This window comes from Olsenella sp. KH3B4 (genome assembly GCA_900111695.1).
Lineage (GTDB): Bacteria > Actinomycetota > Coriobacteriia > Coriobacteriales > Atopobiaceae > Tractidigestivibacter.
Genome location: FOHD01000005.1, coordinates 152,456 through 172,955 on the forward strand (window position 1 = coordinate 152,456; position 20,500 = coordinate 172,955).

Genomic DNA, 20,500 nt, shown 5'->3' on the forward strand with positions numbered 1-20,500 from the left:
GGGCTAGCCTACAAGCGCGAGGATCTCCGAGAGCCCCTTCTTGCCAAAGCTCACGCGCTCGCCCGTGCCGTCATCCACCACAAGACACGGCACGCTCATCACGTCGTAGCGCTCGCGCAGCGCCGGGAAGCGGTTGACGTCGTAGACATCGGCTGTGACCAGCGGGTTATCCGCCGCCATGCGCTGGCAGGCCACCACCACGTCCGGGCACATGGTGCACGAGAGACCCACCAGCACGCGCAGGCTCACCGGGCGTGCGATGCCAGCGATGCCCTGACGGTCTGCGTCGGCGATGGGCTGACCGGGACCCGAGGCGTTGTAGAGCCCCAGCACAAAGGACGTGAACTCGTGGCCGCCGGGAACACCGTGGAAGGCGAGGCCAGAAGGTGCGCCGTCGGCCCGCACGACCTCAACGAAGGGCAGCTCGGCGGGGTCGTCGGCGGAGGCGTCCGTCTCGTCCACCGAAAGCAGCTCGGTCTGCGCCGCCAGTGCCTCCATGTATGAGCGAAGCTCTGCCGAGACGTCGCTGCCATCGAGGTGCAGGCGGAGCACCAGAGGGCTTTGCATGCGCGAGAAGACCGCCTGGAGCTGGGCAGCCATGGCATCGTCGATGGGAGAGCCGGGCGTGCCGGTGGACGCCGCGGCCGGGGCGGTCGCGGGCTTCTCGGCCACGTCGCGCGTGCGGCTTGCGGGCTGCTGGGGAACGATGCCGGTGCGCTCGCGCGCGGCCTTGAGATAGCGCTCCATCTCGGTGGCCGTGGCCGCGCCCTCCCCTACGGCGGTCGCAACCTGGCGCAGGCGCTTCTGGCACACGTCGCCGGCGGCAAAGAGCCCCTCCACGCTCGTCATCTGGCGGTCGTCGGTAATCACGTAGCCCTGGGAGTCAAGCTCGGCCACGCCCTTGACCAGCGACGTTGCCGGCGCGTAGCCCACAAAGACAAAGACGCCCACGGGACCGCCATCGGGCGACGAGAACTCGTGCTCCTCGCCCGTCGCGCGGTCGAGCCAGCGAACGCCTCGCACCACGGAGTCACCCTCCACGGCCAGGAGCTGGGCGTTTGTCTTCACGGTGATCTTGTCGTTGGCATAGGCGGCGTCGGCGGTGGCCTTAGCGCAGGTGAAGTCGTCGGTGTAGACCAGGATGGTCACGTGCGAGGCGTACGTGGTGAGAAAGACCGCCTCCTCCGCCGCGGCAAAGCCGCCACCCACCACGAAGACCTCGCGGCCGGTGAAGAACTCGCCGTCGCAGGTGGCGCAGTACGCCACGCCGTGGCCGCGGAATTCCTTCTCGCCTGCAAAGCCAGCGCTTCTCGGCGAGGCGCCCGTGGCGAAAAGGACGCCGAGGCAGCGGATGTTGCCGCGCGAGGTGTGCACGACCTTGACGTCTGCCGCGAGGTCGAGCGACTCGACCGTTGCAAGCAGCATCTCCGCGCCAAAAGCCTCTGCTTGGCGCCGCATGGTGTCGGTGAGCTGCTCGCCGCTCGCGGTGAGCACGCCCGGGTAGTTAACGACCTCGGAGGTGATGGTGATCTGACCGCCAAAGTGCTCTCGCTCGACCACCAGCACGCGGTAGCGCGCGCGGGCGAGGTAGAGCGCGGCCGTGAGCCCTGCCGGGCCGCCGCCAATCACCACCGCGTCGTATACGTTCTGGGCGCCACTGGGGGCGCCGCTCTCGACGGTATTCTCGCTCATCTTCTAAACCTCCCCCGCCGCACGCGGCGAATCAAAGAGGGAGCCCGCCGAGCCAGTGCGGCGGGCTCCGAAACGTGTCTGGGCTCTGCTCGCCCCGCCTGCCTAGAGCTGGCCGACAAGGTCAAGCGAGGGCTTGAGGGTCTCGGCGCCCGGCTGCCACTTGGCGGGGCATACCTGGTCGCCGTGCTCGCGCACGAACTTGGCGGCCTGGACCAGGCGCAGGAGCTCCTTGGCGTTGCGGCCAATGCCGCCCGCGGTGACCTCGTAGACCTGAATCTTGCCGTCGGGGTCAACGATGAAGGCGCCACGCTCGGCAAGGCCGTCGGCGGGGATCAGGACCTCGAAGTCCTCGGCGAGGACGTGCGCGGGGTCGGCGAGCATGGGGTAGGTCACCTTGGAGATGCGCTCGGACTCGTCGTGCCAGGCCTTGTGGACAAAGTGGGTGTCGCAGGACACGGAGTAGACCTCGCAACCCTCGGCCTTGAAGGCGTCGTAGTTCTCGGCAAGCTCCTCAAGCTCGGTGGGGCACACAAAGGTGAAGTCGGCGGGATAGAAGAAGAACAGGGCCCACTTGCCCAGGACGTCGGACTTGCTGACGGTCTTGAACTCGCCGTTCTGGAAGGCCTGGACGGTAAAATCGCCGATCTCCTTGTTGATGAGGGACATGTGATGCTCCTTCTCTGTACTAGCTGGTTGTTTTCCGTACCACTATTGGTACTGGGACTTATTATCGACAAGAAAAAGAGGATTGCAAGGGGGAAGTTCGACTTTTTTGGGGGGTTACGGCACCGATTGCGCCGCAACGTCGACCTCGGCGCCATTGCCAGCACTTAGCAGCAGAGAATATCGCTATTTCTGCAAAATGCTGCGGCCCAACTGGGCAAACGTTGGTCTCGTTCCACAGATACCGAAAAAGAACGGAGACCGGGGGACGGTGCGGCCGGAGTAGCGCGGGCGGAGCAGCAGGCAACTCCTCGGGCGAGGGGCCGAGGTTCAGGAGGGGGCTACACAAAAATCGCGATTGACGGCCCAAATTCGGGGTTCCGCTTAGTATCACCTCAGGAGTGCCATTTCCCTACCTGCGGCTCCGCAAAAAGTTAGTGCCTTCGTACTCGGCAATTCGCCGAAAATGGGCCGTCAACCTCATATTTTGTGCAATGGTGCCGCGATTCGCAGAGAGCCGAACCCGGCGGCGTCCGGTTCCCCAACCTTTCTAATCGGCCTCCCCCCCCGTTCTATATCGGTATCTGTGAATCGCGTTGGCTGCCAACTGGGCGAATGCAATGTCCAAATCACGGATACCGATAATGAGGGAGAGGAGGAGAAAAGGGTGACTATTGTTCGACTCACGAGCGCACAATAAATAAGATATAGTCCTATTACTACTTGGGTATCATCACCACGTAACGCAAAAATCCCCCTGGGCGGAAAGACGCGAGAAGCCCAACCTACGCACGGAGAGCAGGAGCACGTCATGGAGAGAAGAAACACACGCCAGCGCCAGCTGGTGCTCGAGGCAGTTCAGGAGCTGTGCGACCACCCCACCGCCGACGAGATCTACCTTCGCGTCCGCGAGCAGGACGACCACATCAGCCGTGGAACCGTCTACCGCAACCTGCACCTTTTAGCCGACACCGGCGAAATCCTCTCGGTGAAGACACCGGGCGGCGAACGCTTTGACCGGCGCATGGACCACCACGCGCACCTCGTGTGCTCGGAATGCGGCACCGTTATCGACGTGCCCATGCCCAAGCAGGACGACTTCTGCCGCCAGATTGAGTGCTCGACCGGCTACGCCAGCGTGTCTACCAGCACAATCCTCACGGGCGTGTGCCCTGCGTGCCAGGAGCGCATACGTCGCGAGAAGTCCGCGCCGGCAGCAGCGGACGCGCGTTAGCCGCCGCTATCGCGAAGGTTGAGAGGTTGTGCGCCGTCGACGCCGAGAATCTCGACGGTAAGCTCGCCGCACCCGAGGCCTCGCCCAGGCCGGGCTCTGCCGTGGGAAGCGCCAGCACGTCGAGCGAGCGCACGGCGAGAAGGACCACGTCACGCGAGGCGGGCACAAAGGCGACAAGCACGGAGCCGTTCACCGGGTGCACCTCGGCCACGTGCACACCATCCACGGACATGAGCGCCTGCCGCCGCCGCGCCACCTGCAAAGAGCCAAAAGTGCTGAGCGCTCATATCGAACCCCTTTCGTTGGTTACGTTGTTGATACGCTCGCACGGTGGGTGACCAGCGGCAACCCCAAAAGGTCCGACCGTCCCAAACGGACGAGGTCCCACACGGCATCGACACCCGCGCGGTCCTACCCCTGGCCCTCCGCGCGCCTGGTGGTCGTCCCGCGCGCAGCCCCGCCCGCGGCGCGCCACTCGCGCGGCGTGGTGCCCATGGTGTCCGTGAAGGCCTTGGTGAACTTGGACGGATTGGAATACCCCACCGAGGCGGCAACCTCGGCAATGGGGCGGCCGCTCTCGAGCAGAGCGTCGGCGGCCAGCCTCACGCGGTACTCGCGGTACCAGGTGTAGATGGGCACGCCAAAGGTCTCGCGAAAGGCCTCCTTCAAGACCGTGGGCGAGGTGCCGCAGATGGCGGCCAGTGTTGGGATGGTCTTTGGCTGCGAGACATCGTGGGTCATCTCCTGCTGGGCGCGCAAGGCAAGGCGCACATGGCGCACGCGCGCGGAGCTTCCCTTGTGGCTCCCGCGCCCGTGTGGCGAGGCGCCGGCAAACGTGGTGAGGCAGCGGAGAAGCTCGATGGCCTTCAGGCGCAGGTAGCCAATGTTGCCCTCCTCTACCAGGGGGTACGTCTCGGCAAAGACGTGCGAGAGCTCAGGGTTGGCCTGCATGACCATCACGGGGCGCCCGGGCGGCACCATGCGCGCAACGGCCTCGAGGTTGACCTCGAAGCTCGCGAAGACGCGTCGGATGTCCGCGGGGAGCTTGCGGCCGTCAATCAGAAGCTCTAGCCCGGCAACGGCGCCCCAGCAGAGCTCCACGCCCACCGTGCTCACGCCTGGGCCGAGAAGCACCACATCCCCCTCGGCCGCCTCCGCCCGGCTGCCATCCGGCAGCGCCACCACGCAACGACCACGACGCACGTGAATCACGCGCAGGTATCCAGGCGCGGTATGCAGTGTCCCGCTCGCCTGATCGAGCGCAGGCGACCCCCAGGCGATGGCCATGCCTCGCGCCACGTCAAGACGGTGCAGCGACCCAGGACCACCGGGCGAGGCGGCGAGTCGTACCTGCTGCGAGCTCATCGCAGCGCCCCCTCGCACGCGCGACGCACCTCGACGCACGTCCCCGCCACGGCCACCGAAAAGGCAACCGCAACCAGCATGTCCACGTCCATCGCCTACCTACCTTCTTGCACGAGCGTCGGTCGGCCGGAAGGCCGAGAAAAGAGAGACGGCCCTCTCCCCTGCCATGCGGCGGGTCGAGGGCCGTCCGGAACGTCACCTAGGCGACGGGCTCCTCGGCCAGGTTGTCGAGGATGTGCTCGTCCTTCTCGTCCCACTTGGGCATGGGGCGGAAGAGCTGGAACAGCATGGGCGCGAGCAGGGCAAAGGCAACCACGGTCCAGAACCCAAAGCTCCCAAAGACGAAGAGCTCGTAGAACTGGTTGATGAGAAGACCCACGACCCAGCCAAAGCCGCACTCGTAGCCAATGGCGAACCAGAACCACTTGGGGTCGTCCATCTGCCTGCGGATGGTGCCCATGGCGGCAAAGCACGGCGCGCAGAGCATGTTGAAGGCAACAAACGCGCACATGGCACCAACGTGGAGCGTGCCGGCGATGGTGAACATGTTGGCGAAGCCCTGCCACATGGAGACGGAGTTCTCGGTGGCGTCGCCAAGCCCGTACAGGACGCCAAAGGTGGAGACCAGGTTCTCCTTGGCGATAAGCGCCGAGATGGTGGACGCGGTTGCCTGCCAGGTGCCAAAGCCGAGCGGGGCGAAGATGAAGCTCAGGGCACCACCGACACCGGCGAGGATTGAGTAGTCCATGTAGGTGTCAGGCGCGCCGTCCATGGCCTGCAGGAAGCCGAAGGAGCCGTCGCCGCCCTCCCAGCCGGCCAGGCCAAAGTTGGAGAGCACCCAGATGCCCACGGCAGCCGCGAAGATGATCGTGCCTGCCTTCTTGACGTAGGCAGAGACGCGCTCCCACACGTGCAGTGCCCAGCTCTTGATGGACGGCAGGTGGTAGTCGGGCAGCTCCATCACAAACGGGATGGGCTCGCCGGCGAAGCGCTTGGTCTTCTTAAGCATGACAGCCGAGACGATGATGGCAACGATGCCCATGAGGTAGAACATCGGGGCGACCCACCACATGTCGGAGCCGCCGGCGAGAACACCCATGACCAGCGCGATGATGGGGAGCTTGGCGGAGCAGGGAATCATGGTGGTGAGCATGGCGGTCATGCGACGGTCGCGCTCGTTCTCGATGGTCTTGGTGGCGAGCACGCCCGGAACGCCGCAGCCGGAGGACACGATCATGGGGATGAAGGACTTGCCGGAGAGGCCAAAGCGGCGGAAGACGCGGTCCATGACGAAGGCCACGCGGCTCATGTAGCCGCAGTCCTCGAGGAAGCAGAGCATGACGAAGAGGACGAAAATCTGCGGGATGAAGCCGAGTACCGCGCCAACGCCGCCGATGATGCCGTCAACCACGAGCGAGATCACCACGTCGGAGGCACCGGCGTCGGTGAGCCAGCCAGTCACGGCGTTGGGGATGGAGTCGACAAAGCCGTCGTAGTCGTGCTGGTCGGGCTCGGGGTTGTCGAGCGCGGTCTCGAAGTCCGCCTCGGTGACCGTGGGAAGCACGTCGAGCTCCTGGCCCGCCTCGAGGACGGGGTTGCCGTCCGCGTCGAGCGTGGTGATGACGTTGCCGTCGGTGTCGAGGTAGTTGCCGTCGGAGTCGGTCACGGGGACGTCGGTCGCAACGACGCCCGCCTCCTTGGCGGCATCCTCGAAGTCGGCGATGGTCGCCTCGTCGTCTGCGGTCTGCGGATCGGCGTCGATGGCGTCCTGGACGCCGTCGGTGTCGACGCCGGCCTCGTCGGCCGCGGCGATGAAGCCGGAAATCTGGTCGGTGTAGTGGGCGTCCTGCCAGGCCTCGTCAGCCTCGTCGAAGGCCTCCTGGCCGCTGCCGCTCACAAAGAAGCCGTCAGAAAAGAGGTTGTCATTCACCCAGTCGGTCGCAGGCGTACCCACGGCAACGAGGGCCACCCAGTACACGCCGATCATGATGGCGATGAAGATGGGCAGGCCGAGCACGCGGTTGGTAACCACGCAGTCGATCTTCTCGGAGACGGTGAGCTTGCCCGGCGCCTTGACCACGCACGCGTCCATGACCGTGGCGATCCACTCGTAGCGCTCGGAGGTGATGATGGACTCGGAGCCGTCGTCACGGTCATTCTCGATGGCCTCGATGAGCTTCTCCATGTCTGCGAGCTGCTGCTTGGAGAGATTGAGGGGCTCGATGGCGGCGGAGTCGCGCTCGAAGACCTTGATGGAGTACCAGCGGAGAAGGTCGGGCGAGCAGGAGTCGGCGATGGTGTTGGCAATTGTGTCCAGGGCCTTCTCGACATCAGGCGAGAAGCACTTCACGCCCTGGGCCACCTTGTTGGCGCGTCCCGAGTCGACGGCGGTGCCAACCAGCTCGTCGAGGTTCTTGGAGCGAAGCGCCGAGACCTCCACCACGGGCACGCCGAGCATCTTGGAGAGACGCTTGGAGTCAATCTTCTCGCCGCGCTGCTCAAGCAGGTCGCACATGTTGAGGCCAACTACCACGGGGCGGCCGGTCTCGAGGATCTGCGTGGTGAGGTAGAGGTTGCGCTCGATGTTGGTGACGTCCACGAGGTCGATGATGGCGCTCGGGCGGCCGGAGATGATGAAGTCGCGCGAGACGACCTCCTCCGGGGAGTAGGGGGAGAGCGAGTAGATGCCGGGGAGGTCGGTAAAGAGGACGTCGGCGTCCTTCTTCCAGACAGCCTCCTTCTTCTCCACCGTGACGCCCGGCCAGTTGCCCACGTAGCCGTTCGAGCCGGTGAGCTCGTTGAACAGCGTGGTCTTGCCGCAGTTGGGGTTGCCAGCCAGGGCTATGTCGATCTTCTCTACCATGCCTTGCCTTTCCTGGTTGAGTGTGTGCGGGCTGTTGGGTGAGCCGCTCTCCGTTGTTCGTGGTGCTTTTCGGCGAGTTTCTTATGGCTAACTGCTACCCGCGAGGTGCTAATTGTTAGTTTTGGCTAACTTACAGGGCCAAAACATGGGGGCCTACGCCCCCCATACTCCCAATGCAGCCGGCGCCTACGCAACGCCCTGGGCAGCTGCCTTCGCCACGTCCACGACCTCGACGCAGGACGCCTCGTCCTTGCGAAGCGAGAGCTCGTAGCCGCGCACGGTGACCTCGATGGGATCGCCGAGGGGCGCAACCTTGCGCACGTAGATGTACGTGCCCTTGGTGATGCCCATGTCCATGATCCGACGCTTGATGGCGCCCGCGCCACTGAGCTTCGAGACCGTGCAGGTCTCCCCCACGCGCACGTCCTTGAGACTTGCCATGCTTTCCCTTTCTTCATGCCGTGGACGACGCGTGCGCGACGCCTGCGGCGACTGATAGACGATTGTGAGTCTGGCGGCGGCCGGAGCCCGGGCCGCTGTATGCCGGCGGAAGCCCGGGCGCGGTCTGCGGCACCGGCGCTAGTACGTGACGATGCGCATGGCCATGTCGCGGCCAATACCAAAGGTTGAGCCCTTGACGCTCACCACCACGTCGCCGTTGACGCGCGAGACAACCTTGACCTCGGCGCCTTCGACAAAGCCCATCTCGGAGAGGTGCTGGCGCAGCGTGGCGCCGCCGCGCACCTTGAGGACACGGATCGTCTCGCCCTCGCTCACCATTGCCAGGGGAAGCTGGGCGCCCTTCCCGGTGGTCGTCGCCTCCACGCGCGCTCCCGCCCGGCTGGCGGGGTTGCTGCCTGTTAGCACGGCATCACCTCCATGGTCGACATCGCGACTCCCTTCTCGCTTCTCCGCGGCATGCCTCGGCGGACGAGAGCAACGCTCCCCGAGCCGATTGCACCGATGACTGCACGAGTTATGCATAGCTAACTCAGAAGTAGTATATGGCTAACTTGCCGGCGGTTGCCCGAAAAGTCAGCCTTTCTTAACTGACGCGACGAACGCGCTGGTAGATTGGGTGTGCGGCGTTCCTGGCTAGCCCATTCGGACGGGAATGTGTGGGATGAGACGCACATTCCGCTGATGTTGGTGGGATGTCGGCGCTTGGCGGCGGCCTCCCTGCGAGCGCACGTGCTGCGACATACCACGCATTTCAGACGGTTAGATGGCCCTAACCGGCGAGATTGCGCGGCATGACGAGAAGGGCGGCCGCCCCTCTCGCCCGCGGCAGTCAGTCGGTGTAGATTCCTGCCAAACAGGGTATAAATTATCCCTAGTTAGGTCTTGCTTAGGAGGACCCCATGGCTTCAAGGACGGCAGAAGTTAAGTCGTACGTTGACCCCCAGATCAAGTCGAAAGCATCAGAGGTCTATGCCCGCTGGGGAATGAGCCTCTCGGACGCCGTGAACACATTCCTCATCAAGTCAATTGAGGTAGGCGGACTTCCCTTTGACATGCGTCCCGAGACCAAGCCCGTCTACAAGGCCTCCACGGTATTGCCAGTCGACCCGGCCTACGGCTCCAGCGTCCTGCCCCATGACATGGACGACGAGGAGGACGGTCTCTATGACAGGCTTATCGGATAGCGCCGCAAGGAAGAGCGGGCTTGACCCGCGCCCGTGGGAGATCTGGCTCGCATATGTGCGTTTTGCCGACCACCCAGACGTAGGCAAAGTGCGCCCAATCGTCATTATCGACGAGCGCGTCTCTGCAATCGTGGCAGCGAAGGTCACAACTGCCGCTCCCCAAAAGCGCTTCTTGTACTGCGAGCTCACCGATTGGCAGGCCGAGGGTCTGTTGCGCCCATCGCGCGCCCAGATAGTGCCGCTCTTCCAAGTCTCGCGTGCCGACGTGTTGCGCGATACTCCCCTGGGGACGCTGACTGAGCGGGACCGTGCCGCGCTGCAAGCAGCGCTCAACGCGGCCGATGGGCATGGGCGCTAGGCGCTTCTCGGCCGCCCTCCCCGCGAGCGCGCGTGCTGCGACATGCCGCGTATTTTGGACGGTTAGGTGGCTCTAACCGGCGAGATTCCGCGGCATCTCCTGTGATGCCGCGGATTCCGAACGTTTAGAGGCCTCTAAACGTTCGGAAATTCCCTAACCGGCGAAATCGCACGACATGACGAGAAGGACGGTCGTCCTTCTCGCCCCCGGCGTTGCCGAGTGGGACCACCGTCCTTCTCGCCCACGGCATTTCTCTGCTCCGCCTCTCGAAAAAACGACCCGTCGCCGGGCCGAGTGCCCAACGACGGGTCGTCGCAATCGCAAGAAGAGCGTGCCAGCACTACTTCTCGAACTGCATGTCCTTGCTCTCCTTGATGAGCAGCAGCGCCACGAAGGCAACCACGGACATTGCGAGGAGGTACCAACCCACGCCCTGGATCCCAAAGGCAAGCACGAGCGCCGTAGCGATGGTGGGGGCAAACGCGCCGCCGAGTATCGACGAGAGGTTGTACGCCAGGCCGGAGCCGGAATAGCGCACGTTTGCCGGGAAGAGCTCGGGCAGGTAGGCGCCGCACGGCCCAAACAGACCGCCCATCAGGCAGAAGCCAACAGCCAGGAACAGATACACGTTCACCGCGTTCTGCGTCGCGAGAAGCTGCGGCGCAAAGAGGCTAAAGACAACCGTAAGGAGCGTGGTGAAGATGAGGACCGGGCGACGGCCAAGCTTGTCGGCCTCGACGCAGCCAACGACGATGAACACGGCAAAGAACGCAACCGCGGCGAGCTCAAGCTTGAGGTACGAGGTCTGCGAGAAGCCCAGGGTCTTCACGCCGTACGAGAGGGACCAGGTGCCCAGCAGATAGAACAGGGTGTACGTGATGCCCATGGCACAGGTGCCGAGAACAACCTGCTTCCAGTACTTGGTGAGCTCGTGGAGCGGGCTCTTGACCACGCGGTCCTCCTTGACGGCCTTCTGGAAGACGGGGGTCTCGCTCATGCGCTCGCGAACGACAAGGCCAACCACCACGAGGACCGCGGAGAGCAGGAACGGGATGCGCCAGCCCCAGGCAACCATGGTGTCCTGGGAGAAGTTGCTCTCGAGCAGAAGGTTGACGCCGTAGGCGAAGAAGAAGCCAAGAGGTGCACCCAGGTTGGGGAAGGAGCCCCACAGCGCGCGCTTATTTGCAGGCGCGTTCTCCGTGGCGACAAGCGCGGCGCCCGACCACTCGCCCGCGAGACCCAGGCCCTGGCACGCACGGCACACGCACAGCAGCACGACCGCCAGTGGCCCAAGCACGTCGTAGCCAGGGAGCACGCCCACCACGAAGGTGGAGATGCCCATCATCATGAGGGCAACTACCAGCGTCTTCTTGCGCCCTAGCTTGTCGCCAAAGTGACCGAAGAGCAGCGAGCCAAACGGACGGGCAAGAAACGACACGGCAAAGGTAACAAACGAGAATAGCGTGGCGAGGAAGGGGTTCTGCTTCGCGACGTCGGTGAAGAAGACGAGGCCAAAGTAGCTCGCGGCGGCGATCGAATAGCAGTAGTTATCGTAGAACTCGATTGCGGTGCCCACCATCGAGGCAGCCATCACCTCGAGGACGGAGTCCCTCTTTGGGGTCTCGGCAACTGCCGAGGCAGTTAGTGCTGCAGGCTGAGATGACATTGCAAATCTCCTTGTGGTCTGGGTCCTTGGCTGGCGAGAACCTCTCGTCCTACCTTGTGTGGACCCGTCTCTTCCTGTGGAATGGAATCGTTCTCACAACATCGCTGCAAATGTGCGTGCCTGCCATCTCCTCTCGTCTGCGATGTCCCTGCTATCCGAAGGTCTGTGGGATGACGGCGCATAAAAGAAGGCCCGGCGCTGTCTCTCTCCCCAACAGCCCCGGGCCCAAAGGTCCGCGGCCGCCCGCAGGTGCGGACGGCCGTATGTAGCCATCCGCACCTAGCTAATGCTCGTAATCTCGATGTGCTCGTGCATGGTGGCTTGGAACATCTTGGTCTCCCTTTTCGTTGCGCCCGCGTTTGCATGGCGTGCCTGAGACTATGCGCCCTAGGAGTTTACGTAGCGCTACTATCCTATATGCTGTAATACACAGGTAACATTTCGGCGAATGGTTGGTTTGTGTCGGCCAACGATAGCCGAGACGATCGCTGACGTCTTCGCAGGTCACCGTAACCGCAGACGGAGCCAATCCTGGAGCCCGGTCGCCCCTCCGGCGCGATCGCGGCCCACCGCCAGCAGCCCCGCCGCCGCGGGCTACGCCTTCTTGCGCCGAGAAGAACTGCGCCCCGTCGCACCGCTGCGACCGGCAGCGCCACCCTTCCGTGCCCCACGCGCACCGCGCGCGCCGGAAGCGGCCTTCTTCTCCCTGCTCGGGCAGTCCATGTTCACGCAGATGCGCCACGGGCCGCGCTGCGTCACCACCTCGACGATGGGCGCACCGCACTCCGGGCAGGTCTCGCCCGTGGCATGCAGCTCGCCTCGCTGTGGCAGCGGATAGCTCGTCCCGCACTCGTCGTAGTTGGTGCAGCGGATAAAGCGCTTGCCGCTCTTCTCGGACTTGTGCGCCACCAGATCACCGTGACGGCCGGCCGCCTTGCAGGCGGCGCACTCCCCCACCACAATGTCTGGCTCGCGGTTGGTTGGGCACGCAGGGTTGATGCACGTCTCGTACGGACGGTTGCGGAACGGGTGCACCTTCACGCGCGGCGCGCCGCACTCCGGGCAGACGCCCGCCTCGCCCTCGATGGGCTCGATGCGACCCTTGGGCAGCGGATATGTCACGTCGCAGTCGGGCCAGCCCATGCAGCCGGCAAAGCTCCCGCGCGTCTTGGCCGAGGTCTTCACAACCAGGTCGCGGCCGCACTTGGGGCACACGCCAATCTTGGCGTCGGCAGTCACGGCGTCGGCGATGGCCTCGGAGAGGTCGTCCTTGTGGTCGATAAGGCCGTCCATCATACCTGCGAGAAGCGCGCGCGAGTGGTCGACAACCTGCGTCTGTGTGTCGGTACCCTCGGCAACCTTGGTCATGTCACCCTCGAGCTCGGCGGTCATCTCAGGCGTGGTGATGCGCGGCGCGTAGTTGGTAAGCGCGTCGATGATGGCCATGCCGAGCTTGCTGGGCTCGGCTGGGTCGTTCTTGAGGTACTTCACGTCGTACAGGCGCTGGATGATCGAGGCGCGCGTGGACTTGGTACCCAGCCCGCGCTTCTCCATCTCCTGGATGAGCTTTCCCTGGCTGTAGCGCGCAGGCGGCTCGGTCTGCTTGGCGTCAAGTGACATGGACGCAACGCCGCACACGTCGCCCTCGTTGAGCTCGGGCAGCTGGTCGTCCTTCTTGAGGCCGTAGGGGTAGATGGCTCGAAATCCCGGTACGGCCAGGACGTTGCCCGTGGCAACGAAAGGCTCGCCAGCAACGTCCAGCTCGACCTTGGTGCCAGCAATGGTTGCCGGCCCCATGAGCGTGGCCAGGAAGCGACGCGCGATGAGGTTGTAGAGCTTCCACTCGGCAGGCTGCAGGTTGTCCGGGTTGGCAGCGCCCGTGGGGTAGATGGGCGGGTGGTCGGTGGTTTCCTGCTTGCCGCGCGTGGCATGGAGCGCGTCCTGGCCGAGAAGCGCCTTGCACGTGGGTGCAAACTGCGGCACCGAGGAGAGCGTGCGCACGCACTCGCGCAGGTCAAGCGAGGAGGGATAGACGGTGTTGTCCACGCGCGGATAGGAGATGAGGCCGTCCATGTAGAGCGACTCGGCCAAGCGCATGGCGCGCGCGGGCGAGATGCCCTCGGCCGCTGCGGCCGCCTGCATCGACGTGGTGTTGAAGGGCACCGGCGGGTTCACGCGACGAGTCTTGCGCGTGACTGCGCGCACGGTGGCGGTCTTCGCATCGCGCACGTGGCCATAGGCCTTCTCGGCAGCATCATGGTCGGTGAAGCGCGCGGTGGCATGCGTGATGCGGAACGGGTCGGAGTCCTCGTGCGTGGCCTCGCCCGTGAGAACCCAGTAGTCCTCGGGCACGAAGGCCATGCGCTCGCGCTCGCGCTCCACCACCAGGGCGAGCGTGGGCGTCTGGACACGGCCGGCCGAGCGGGTGTTGCCCAGGCCGCCAAAGCGAACGCAGGTGAGGTAGCGCGTGAGCACCGCGCCCCAGATGAGGTCGATGTGCTGGCGGCTCTCGCCGGCATCGGCAAGGTCCTGGTCAAGCGCAACCAGGTTGTCGAAGGCGTGGTCGATCTCGGCCTTGGTGAAGGCCGAATAGCGAGCGCGGGAGACCTTCACGTTGGGAGCAACCGAGAGAATCTGCTTGAGCGCATCCGAGCCAATGAGCTCGCCCTCGCGGTCGAAGTCCGTGCCAATGATCACGGAGTCGGCCTTCTTGGCGAGGTTCTTGAGCGAGCGGATAATCTCCTTCTCGGCGGGAAGCTTCTCGATGGGAGCCCACACCAGGTACGGCAGGCTCGGGATCTTCCAACCCTTGATGTCCACGCCGTCGGCCAGGAAGGGCTTGCGCTTGGTCGAGAAGGGCGGGCGTGCCAGGCCGTCGGGAACGTCGGCCGGCAGGTGCTCTCCCTCGGCCGTGAGGCCGTACCAGCCCTCCTGAGGATCAAACTTGAGCTCGGGAGGAAAGTCCGGCTGCATGATGTGACCGCGCAGGCCTATGGTCACCCAGTCTTCCCCGCCCTTCCTAAAGCGGTAAATGGGCGTGTTGTAGACCTTGTCCGCCTTGGGCTTGCCAGATTCGGAGAGGAGCCTGGCAATCTGCTGGGCGGCATCGTTCTTCTCGGTGACGACAAGGATCAAAGAACATTACCTCGCTTGCTTCGTGACGGCAGAGTTCCCCTAGTTTAAAGCTTGTCGAGCTCCGCGTTCTCGTAGTCCTCGCGGGACCACTTGAGGGCCTTCTTGCCGTCGCGAGCCACAATCACGTAGCGGGCAATGGCCAGGGCGATCTCGTACAGGCCGACAAGCGCGGCAAACATGAGGAGCATGGTCACGGGCGAGGCGTCGGGAGTGACAACGGCCGAGAGGACCATGAGGCCAACATAGATGTAGCGCCACTGGGAGCGGAAGGTCTTGTACGGCACGATGTGCAGGATCGAAAGGTAGAAGATCACGAGCGGCAGCTCGAAGGCAATGCCAAAGCCAATCTCAAGCAGCATGTAGATGTTGAGGTAGTCCTCGGCGTCGGCCATGTTCTGAGCGAACTCGAAGGACTGGTCGAGCAGCCACCCAAACGCGGCAGGCTGGATCACGTAGTAGCAGAAGATCATGCCGATGAAGAACAGGGCGACAAGGGCAGCCACCGTGGGGACGACCCACTTGCGCTCCTTGGGCTTGAGCGCAGGCAGGATGAACGCCATGATCTCCCAGATGATGATGGGGGTACAGATGATCATCGAGAAGAACATGGCGACCTTGAAGCGGATGGTGAAGCCGCCGAGCGCGGTGAGAACGTAGAGGTCGCCGCCGCGCATGGCCTCCTTGATCTGGTCGATCATGAGGTCGATGAGGGTTGGGGTGGCAAAGTAGACGATGACCGCCACCGTGAGAAGCGAGACCACGATGATGGTGAGCCTGCGACGAAGCTCGCCGAGGTGATCCATGATGGGCATGCGTGCTGGTCCGATAGGCATGGTGGTATGGGGAGCGGGGCGCTAGGCCTGCTGCTCGCCGCCCTCCTCTCCGTCTGTTGCGGTAACGGTGTTGCTGGCCGCGGTGGTCTCGCTGGCGGGAGCCTCCGATGTGGGCTCGGCCTTCTCGTCTGCGGAGGCCTGCTCGCGACGACGCTTGGGGCTCATCGCGTACAGGTCGGCGGCCGTCGTGGGCTTGGGCTTCTCGTCTGCGGGGGCTGGCGCCTTGGCCGGCTCGGCCGCGGGCGCCGCGGGTGCCGCTGACGGCTCGGCCGCGGGATCGGCGTCGGCGTCGCTGTCGGCGTTGGCATCCGAGGCAGCGGGCTCGGCCTTCTCGGCGGCAGCGGCCTCGGCCTTTGCCTTCTCGGCAGCGGCGCGCTCGGCCTCGAGGCGCTTCTTGCGCTCGGCGAACGTCTCGGTCTTGGGGGTGGACTTGGAGGCGCCGGAGCCCTCAATGTCCGCATCCTCCTCTTCGCTGCGCTTGCGGTTGGGCTTCTTGGGCGCGTCGCTCATGGCCTCGGTCGCGGGATCAACGATCTCGGTCTGCACCACCTGCGTGAAGCCCTCCTGGGCGTTTCTGAACTGCCGCAGCGCGCGGCCAATGGTGCGACCCATCCCGGGCAGCTTGTCAGGCCCAAAGATGAGGAACGCGAAGAGCAGGATGAGAGCGAGCTCTGACTCTCCAATGCCAAACACGGTTGGTTTCCTCCAGCGTGGATCGAATGCCTACAGTCTCCCGCGGCGCGCGGGCATACCGAAAGCGCTACTGCTGCGCTCCGGTGACGTTAAGATCGGCGCCCACGCCGAGAAGCGAAAGGACGCGCGCAACGTTTCTCTGCGGACGCTCCACCGAGAGGGAGCGGCCCTGCTCCTTGGCGCGGTGCGCCGCGCCCACCAGGACGCCAATGCCGGTGGAGTCGATGTAGGGCACGTCGGCCAGGTCGATGGCAAGCGCCCCCTCGCCAGAGGAAAGCTGCTCGTCAAGGGCATCGCGCAGCGCGGAGGCGTTGGAAACGTCCACCTCGCCCGAGACTGCCACGCGGCAGCCGCCGTTGGTGGGTGTAGTTGAGATGTTGATGCTCATAGGGGTTCCTCCTCCTTAGAATCCGGTGCCAGAGAGGTTGTTCAGCGTGTCCGTAAGACCCTTCGCCCCGGTCTCGCCCGAGGTCGAGGACGTACCGGACGTCGTGGACGTCGGGGTGGATGACGTGGTGCTCGATGTGGTCTCAAGCGCGGAGAGGCGCTGCGTGGCGTAGGACTTCGCGCCGTACTCGTCGTTGGGGTCGTTGTCGATGGCGGTCTGGTAGGAGGTCTTGGCGGCATCCTTGTCGCCAGCGTACTCCTGGACCATGCCGAGGTTTGCCCAGGCAGGGGCGTAGGTGGGCGAGTTCTGCGTGAGGGTCTCGAGGTCGGACTGCGCCTCGCTCGTCTCGCCCTCATAGAGTTTGCAGAGCGCTATGTCCACGCGCACGGCGTCGGAGTCCTTGAGGTCGAGGTACTGCTGGTAGTAGCCAATGGCCTTCTCAAGAAGCTCATTGCCGTGGGAAGTGTCGCTATCCGAGGAGGACGCCGAGAGAACCGAGGCGCCCCAGCGCATGTAGTTGCGGCCCAGGTTAAGCAGGGTCGCAAGGTTGGTGTTGTCCGAGGAGAGCTTGGACTCGAGCTCCGATACGGTGTCCTGGTACTTGGCGTCAACGGCAGCCACGCCGGTAGCAGCACTGGAATCCGTGGAGCTGGAGTCGCTCGAGGAGTCCGAGCTGCTGTCAGAGCCGGAATCCGAGCCGGAGTCCTGCGAGCTTTCCTGCTCGGCCTGCTGGTTGTTCGAGAAGGCGGTGGAGAGCGTGGGCATCATGAGCGAGACAACCATGAGCACGGCAAAGATGATGATAACGACCTTGGCAGGCGTCGAGATGCCACCCGTGGAGGCGCTCTTGGCCTTATTGGTCGAGCCGCCCTTGCCCTTTGTCGAGGCAGCGCCCGCCGGGGCACCCTTCTTGGTTGCCTTCTTGTTTGGCCTCTTCGACATGCCGAACAATCCCTCCGTGTCCACATGCGCCTGGCAGGCCCTAGAGCCGGGCCGCGCCTCTTGCGCCAGCACCACTTGGTAGCGCCACCGTTTGTGACTCTTTAATGTATGCCACATCGGGCCCACCCTCGCGGGCGATGTGCGCGCCTCCCGATTCTACAGAACTCTGCGAACCCGGTGGCTCTGGCCAGACGCTAGTCCCATGCTAGGCATCGGCCTCCCGAACGAAAAATACATTCTGGAGGCCGTTGCCATACATAGATTGTATATGTTCGTTCTTCTCGCCCGCTTGGTGGACGAGAAGAGCAAGTCGCCCCTACTCCTGCTTGCCCTCGCGCTCGGCCTTGGCAAGCCGTGCCGAGACGAGCTTGACGGCAACCACAAAGACGTCGAGCGCAGAGCCGAGGTCCTCGAGCGACGGGTACGTGGGCGCGATGCGGATGTTCGTGTCCTCGGGGTCGCGGCCATAAGGCCAGGTGGCGCCAGCGGGCGTGAGCTTTACGCCCAGCTCGGCGGCGAGGCTCACGATGGACTTAGCGGAGCCCTTGGGGCCGTCGAACGAGACAAAGTAGCCGCCGTGGGGGTTGCTCCAGGTGGCGCAGTCAAGGCCGTCGAGACCCGCGTGGAGCTTCTCCTGCACCAGCTCGAAGCGCGGACGCACGATCTGGGCGTGCTTCTCCATGTGGGCCTTTATGCCGTCGAGGTCCTTGAGGAAGCGCACGTGCGCAAGCTGCGAGACCTTCTCGGGCGAGACACGCATCACCGAGAAGGCCGCGCGAATCTCGGCCATGTCGGCGGAGCTTGCGGTGACAAACGCGATGCCCGAGCTGGGGAACGTCACCTTTGCCGTGGAGCCAAACTCGTAGACCATATCGGACTTGCCGGCCTCGGCCAGCGCGTCGAAGATGTTGAGCAGGTGGTCGCCCTCGCCCTCGAAGGTGTGCACCACGTAGGCGTTGTCCCAGAAGATGCGGAAGTCGGGCGCGGCGGGCGTGAGCGCGGCAAACTTGCGGACTACGTCGTCGGAGTAGGTGACGCCCGTGGGGTTGGCGTACTTGGGAACGCACCAGATGCCCTTGACCGCGGGGTCGTTCTCGACCAGGCGCTTGACCATGGCCATGTCGGGGCCGTCATCGAGCATGGGGACGGGGATGTTCTCAATGCCATAGTGGGCCGTGACCTTGAAGTGGCGGTCGTAGCCGGGGGCGGGGCAGAGGAACTTGACCTTGCCCTGCTGGCTCCAAGGCTTGTTGCCGCCGATGCCGTGGGTGTAGGCGTTGCAGACCAGGTCGTGCATCAGGTTGAGGCTCGACGAGCCGTTCACGATCACGTTCTTGGGGTCGACGCCCAGGATCTGCGCGGCAAGGGCGCGCGCGGAGGGCAGGCCGTCGGGGGCACCGTAGTTGTCAACGGCCACGCCCTGGTCGTTCATCTCGGTGGAAGAGTTGAGGACGTCGAGCATGGGGTGAGAGAGCGCGGTCTGCTCGGGGCTGGGCTTGCCGCGCGCCATGTCGAGCTTGAGGCCCAGCGAGCGAAGTCGCTCGGCCTCGGCCTCGAGGCGTGTGATTTCCTGTGCGAGTTCCTGGTCTGACATGAGCTCATATGCGGTGGGCATGGGCCCCTCCTCGTGACAGCTGCATGGACGGATGCGATTGCCGTTGCACCCGAAACGCATTTCGGGTTGCCACCGCGCTGCGGTTGCGAGCGAAGCGGCGAGAAAGAAGTATAGCGCGACGCCCTGTAGGGGTGATGCAGCTGGTACCATGGGTTTCATGATGAGAAACACAGACACACACGAGCACAAAACCGCCCGCAGCGTCACGCACGGGGGGCTGCGCGCTCCCGAGTACGGCGAGCTGCAGCAGCTGGTCAACGAGCTCTACTACCACAACATGTCAGGCTCGGTTTCCAAAATCGACGTGCTCACGCGCGCCGAGATTGACGACCTGTGCGACGACCTCATGGAGGTCGTCGACCTTCTCCCCGCGAGAAGGTACAAGCGCGGGCGTCTGTGCGACCAGCTCAACAGCATCGTGACGGCCCACGGCTGGGGCAACGTCTACGGAACGGTGGAGTAAGGCGGCTGCGCGGCGCGCCGCAGGTGGGGACGAGCTCGCTGGCGCGAGATGGCGCCATAGGGTGCATTCTCGCAGCAACTACGTACGAAAAAGCCCTTGTGGCGCCGTTTTGACGCCGCAAGGGCAGTTCTAGCAGCAACTACGTACGAAACGCCCGCTGTGGCGCCAGCCACAAGGGCCCGACGCTAGAACGAGCAGCCGCCGCCAATGGTGCACGAGGCGCCCGTCGCGGGGGCGTCGTTCTTCTCGCCCTCCGCATGAGCCGAGAACTCCTTGCCCAGGTAGGCAATGATGTCATCCGACTCGTACATCGCCTTGCCATCAATGAAAAGGCACGGAACCTGACGCTTGCCGCCGACCTCGACCAGGCGGTCGCGGTCCGCAGCAGACTCGTCGATGTTGTGCAGCGGCAGCACGATGCCGTTGGCATCCATGAACGCCAGCACCTTGTGGCAATAGGGGCAGCCGTTCTTAACGTAGAGTTGAAGGTCCTTCTCAGCCATGTTGTTCCTTTCGGAGAGGGTTCCAATTACGACACTGACCGGCGTATACCCCGATTTGGGCCGCCGCAGAAATGGTATTTGACAAGTTACAAATCTCCACATCCACAGGATCAATGCCGCCGTCACCGGTGACAATGGGTCACGCGGCAACATTTGGCTGATGAATTGGCCCTCTAGTAAGACGGTGCGATCACGAATTGCCGGTTGGTGGCAGTTTTCGATTAATCATTTATATGTTATTCATAACCAACACATTATTGACCAGCGGTTTGTCGGGGGTACGATCGACCGATACTCGGACCACCCCCATAAAACTGCCACCAACCGCAATAACGTGCCACAGCGCGGTAGATGAAGTGCCAATGAGGGCAGCAGGCAGCGTTGGAGGGCAATGGTGCGCGCCTGCGTGGCTAGTTATTGCGGTTGGAGGCAGTTTTTCGG

General features: G+C 64.0%; 19 protein-coding genes. 4 read left to right on the forward strand and 15 right to left on the reverse strand.

Features of this window, described 5'->3' with window-relative positions:
* Positions 1-3: 3 nt before the first annotated feature.
* Positions 4-1,692, reverse strand: a complete 1,689-nt coding sequence (locus BMX94_RS06285; RefSeq protein ID WP_091004875.1) for an FAD-dependent oxidoreductase — start codon at positions 1,690-1,692, stop codon at positions 4-6.
* A 102-nt stretch (positions 1,693-1,794) separates the two neighbouring features.
* The gene (gene ahpC / locus BMX94_RS06290; protein ID WP_091004877.1) at positions 1,795-2,358 is read right to left on the reverse strand and encodes an alkyl hydroperoxide reductase subunit C; all 564 of its coding nucleotides are present in this window, start codon (positions 2,356-2,358) and stop codon (positions 1,795-1,797) included.
* Positions 2,359-3,166: 808 nt separating this feature from the next.
* Between ahpC and BMX94_RS06295 the strand changes: the two genes are divergently transcribed.
* A complete protein-coding gene (locus tag BMX94_RS06295) occupies positions 3,167-3,589 on the forward strand; it encodes a Fur family transcriptional regulator (protein ID WP_091004879.1) in 423 nt (140 codons plus the stop codon).
* Here BMX94_RS06295 and BMX94_RS10520 read toward each other — a convergent pair.
* The 5 genes from BMX94_RS10520 to BMX94_RS06315 all read right to left on the reverse strand — a co-directional run bounded on the left by BMX94_RS10520 (position 3,513) and on the right by BMX94_RS06315 (position 8,684).
* Positions 3,513-3,821, reverse strand: coding sequence for a hypothetical protein (locus BMX94_RS10520; RefSeq protein WP_143052280.1), 309 nt, complete (start codon positions 3,819-3,821; stop codon positions 3,513-3,515). The two genes, BMX94_RS06295 and BMX94_RS10520, sit on opposite strands and share 77 nt — an antisense overlap.
* Before the next feature lie 179 nt (positions 3,822-4,000).
* Positions 4,001-4,954 carry a helix-turn-helix domain-containing protein gene (locus BMX94_RS06300; RefSeq protein WP_091004881.1) on the reverse strand — a complete coding sequence of 318 codons (954 nt, stop codon included), beginning with the start codon at positions 4,952-4,954 and terminating at the stop codon, positions 4,001-4,003.
* Between the two features lie 199 nt (positions 4,955-5,153).
* Complete coding sequence (gene feoB, locus BMX94_RS06305; RefSeq protein WP_091004883.1) at positions 5,154-7,817, reverse strand: ferrous iron transporter B; 2,664 nt, start codon at positions 7,815-7,817, stop codon at positions 5,154-5,156.
* Positions 7,818-8,003: 186 nt separating this feature from the next.
* Positions 8,004-8,258: a FeoA family protein gene (locus BMX94_RS06310; RefSeq protein WP_091004884.1), complete on the reverse strand. Its 255-nt coding sequence runs from the start codon at positions 8,256-8,258 to the stop codon at positions 8,004-8,006.
* A gap of 138 nt (positions 8,259-8,396) precedes the next feature.
* Complete coding sequence (locus tag BMX94_RS06315) at positions 8,397-8,684, reverse strand: FeoA family protein (RefSeq protein ID WP_286160045.1); 288 nt, start codon at positions 8,682-8,684, stop codon at positions 8,397-8,399.
* A 494-nt stretch (positions 8,685-9,178) separates the two neighbouring features.
* Between BMX94_RS06315 and BMX94_RS06320 the strand changes: the two genes are divergently transcribed.
* Complete coding sequence (locus BMX94_RS06320; protein WP_091004886.1) at positions 9,179-9,463, forward strand: type II toxin-antitoxin system RelB/DinJ family antitoxin; 285 nt, start codon at positions 9,179-9,181, stop codon at positions 9,461-9,463.
* The gene (locus BMX94_RS06325) at positions 9,444-9,821 is read left to right on the forward strand and encodes a type II toxin-antitoxin system PemK/MazF family toxin (protein ID WP_177171353.1); all 378 of its coding nucleotides are present in this window, start codon (positions 9,444-9,446) and stop codon (positions 9,819-9,821) included. The genes BMX94_RS06320 and BMX94_RS06325 overlap by 20 nt, the downstream gene beginning before the upstream one ends.
* Before the next feature lie 340 nt (positions 9,822-10,161).
* On the opposite strand, the gene BMX94_RS06330 is transcribed toward BMX94_RS06325, so the two are convergent.
* The 7 genes from BMX94_RS06330 to BMX94_RS06360 all read right to left on the reverse strand — a co-directional run bounded on the left by BMX94_RS06330 (position 10,162) and on the right by BMX94_RS06360 (position 19,093).
* Positions 10,162-11,487, reverse strand: coding sequence for an MFS transporter (locus BMX94_RS06330; RefSeq protein ID WP_091004889.1), 1,326 nt, complete (start codon positions 11,485-11,487; stop codon positions 10,162-10,164).
* Positions 11,488-12,081: 594 nt separating this feature from the next.
* The gene (locus BMX94_RS06335) at positions 12,082-14,622 is read right to left on the reverse strand and encodes a DNA topoisomerase I (protein ID WP_091004891.1); all 2,541 of its coding nucleotides are present in this window, start codon (positions 14,620-14,622) and stop codon (positions 12,082-12,084) included.
* A 44-nt stretch (positions 14,623-14,666) separates the two neighbouring features.
* Positions 14,667-15,455 carry a twin-arginine translocase subunit TatC gene (gene tatC, locus BMX94_RS06340; RefSeq protein WP_091004895.1) on the reverse strand — a complete coding sequence of 263 codons (789 nt, stop codon included), beginning with the start codon at positions 15,453-15,455 and terminating at the stop codon, positions 14,667-14,669.
* Between the two features lie 21 nt (positions 15,456-15,476).
* Positions 15,477-16,148: a Sec-independent protein translocase subunit TatA/TatB gene (locus BMX94_RS06345; RefSeq protein WP_091004897.1), complete on the reverse strand. Its 672-nt coding sequence runs from the start codon at positions 16,146-16,148 to the stop codon at positions 15,477-15,479.
* A gap of 67 nt (positions 16,149-16,215) precedes the next feature.
* Positions 16,216-16,536, reverse strand: coding sequence for an STAS domain-containing protein (locus tag BMX94_RS06350; protein ID WP_091004899.1), 321 nt, complete (start codon positions 16,534-16,536; stop codon positions 16,216-16,218).
* A 15-nt stretch (positions 16,537-16,551) separates the two neighbouring features.
* Positions 16,552-17,478 (reverse strand): tetratricopeptide repeat protein, encoded by a 927-nt coding sequence (locus BMX94_RS06355; protein WP_177171354.1) that lies wholly within the window; start codon positions 17,476-17,478, stop codon positions 16,552-16,554.
* Between the two features lie 316 nt (positions 17,479-17,794).
* Positions 17,795-19,093: an aspartate aminotransferase type Ic gene (locus BMX94_RS06360; RefSeq protein ID WP_091004902.1), complete on the reverse strand. Its 1,299-nt coding sequence runs from the start codon at positions 19,091-19,093 to the stop codon at positions 17,795-17,797.
* A 160-nt stretch (positions 19,094-19,253) separates the two neighbouring features.
* Between BMX94_RS06360 and BMX94_RS06365 the strand changes: the two genes are divergently transcribed.
* Positions 19,254-19,556, forward strand: coding sequence for a hypothetical protein (locus tag BMX94_RS06365; RefSeq protein ID WP_091005016.1), 303 nt, complete (start codon positions 19,254-19,256; stop codon positions 19,554-19,556).
* 185 nt (positions 19,557-19,741) lie between these two features.
* Here BMX94_RS06365 and BMX94_RS06370 read toward each other — a convergent pair whose 3' ends face one another.
* The gene (locus BMX94_RS06370) at positions 19,742-20,059 is read right to left on the reverse strand and encodes a glutaredoxin family protein (protein ID WP_091004904.1); all 318 of its coding nucleotides are present in this window, start codon (positions 20,057-20,059) and stop codon (positions 19,742-19,744) included.
* Positions 20,060-20,500: the final 441 nt, after the last annotated feature.

Bases quoted from the DNA above. Each gene is read 5' to 3' on its own strand.
- BMX94_RS06285 (WP_091004875.1), bottom strand. From the start codon at position 1,692: ATGAGCGAGAATACCGTCGAGAGCGGCGCCCCCAGTGGCGCCCAGAAC.
- ahpC (WP_091004877.1), bottom strand. From the start codon at position 2,358: ATGTCCCTCATCAACAAGGAGATCGGCGATTTTACCGTCCAGGCCTTC.
- BMX94_RS06295 (WP_091004879.1), top strand. From the start codon at position 3,167: ATGGAGAGAAGAAACACACGCCAGCGCCAGCTGGTGCTCGAGGCAGTT.
- BMX94_RS10520 (WP_143052280.1), bottom strand. From the start codon at position 3,821: ATGTCCGTGGATGGTGTGCACGTGGCCGAGGTGCACCCGGTGAACGGC.
- BMX94_RS06300 (WP_091004881.1), bottom strand. From the start codon at position 4,954: ATGAGCTCGCAGCAGGTACGACTCGCCGCCTCGCCCGGTGGTCCTGGG.
- feoB (WP_091004883.1), bottom strand. From the start codon at position 7,817: ATGGTAGAGAAGATCGACATAGCCCTGGCTGGCAACCCCAACTGCGGC.
- BMX94_RS06310 (WP_091004884.1), bottom strand. From the start codon at position 8,258: ATGGCAAGTCTCAAGGACGTGCGCGTGGGGGAGACCTGCACGGTCTCG.
- BMX94_RS06320 (WP_091004886.1), top strand. From the start codon at position 9,179: ATGGCTTCAAGGACGGCAGAAGTTAAGTCGTACGTTGACCCCCAGATC.
- BMX94_RS06325 (WP_177171353.1), top strand. From the start codon at position 9,444: ATGACAGGCTTATCGGATAGCGCCGCAAGGAAGAGCGGGCTTGACCCG.
- BMX94_RS06330 (WP_091004889.1), bottom strand. From the start codon at position 11,487: ATGTCATCTCAGCCTGCAGCACTAACTGCCTCGGCAGTTGCCGAGACC.
- tatC (WP_091004895.1), bottom strand. From the start codon at position 15,455: ATGCCTATCGGACCAGCACGCATGCCCATCATGGATCACCTCGGCGAG.
- BMX94_RS06350 (WP_091004899.1), bottom strand. From the start codon at position 16,536: ATGAGCATCAACATCTCAACTACACCCACCAACGGCGGCTGCCGCGTG.
- BMX94_RS06355 (WP_177171354.1), bottom strand. From the start codon at position 17,478: ATGTCGAAGAGGCCAAACAAGAAGGCAACCAAGAAGGGTGCCCCGGCG.
- BMX94_RS06360 (WP_091004902.1), bottom strand. From the start codon at position 19,093: ATGCCCACCGCATATGAGCTCATGTCAGACCAGGAACTCGCACAGGAA.
- BMX94_RS06365 (WP_091005016.1), top strand. From the start codon at position 19,254: ATGAGAAACACAGACACACACGAGCACAAAACCGCCCGCAGCGTCACG.
- BMX94_RS06370 (WP_091004904.1), bottom strand. From the start codon at position 20,059: ATGGCTGAGAAGGACCTTCAACTCTACGTTAAGAACGGCTGCCCCTAT.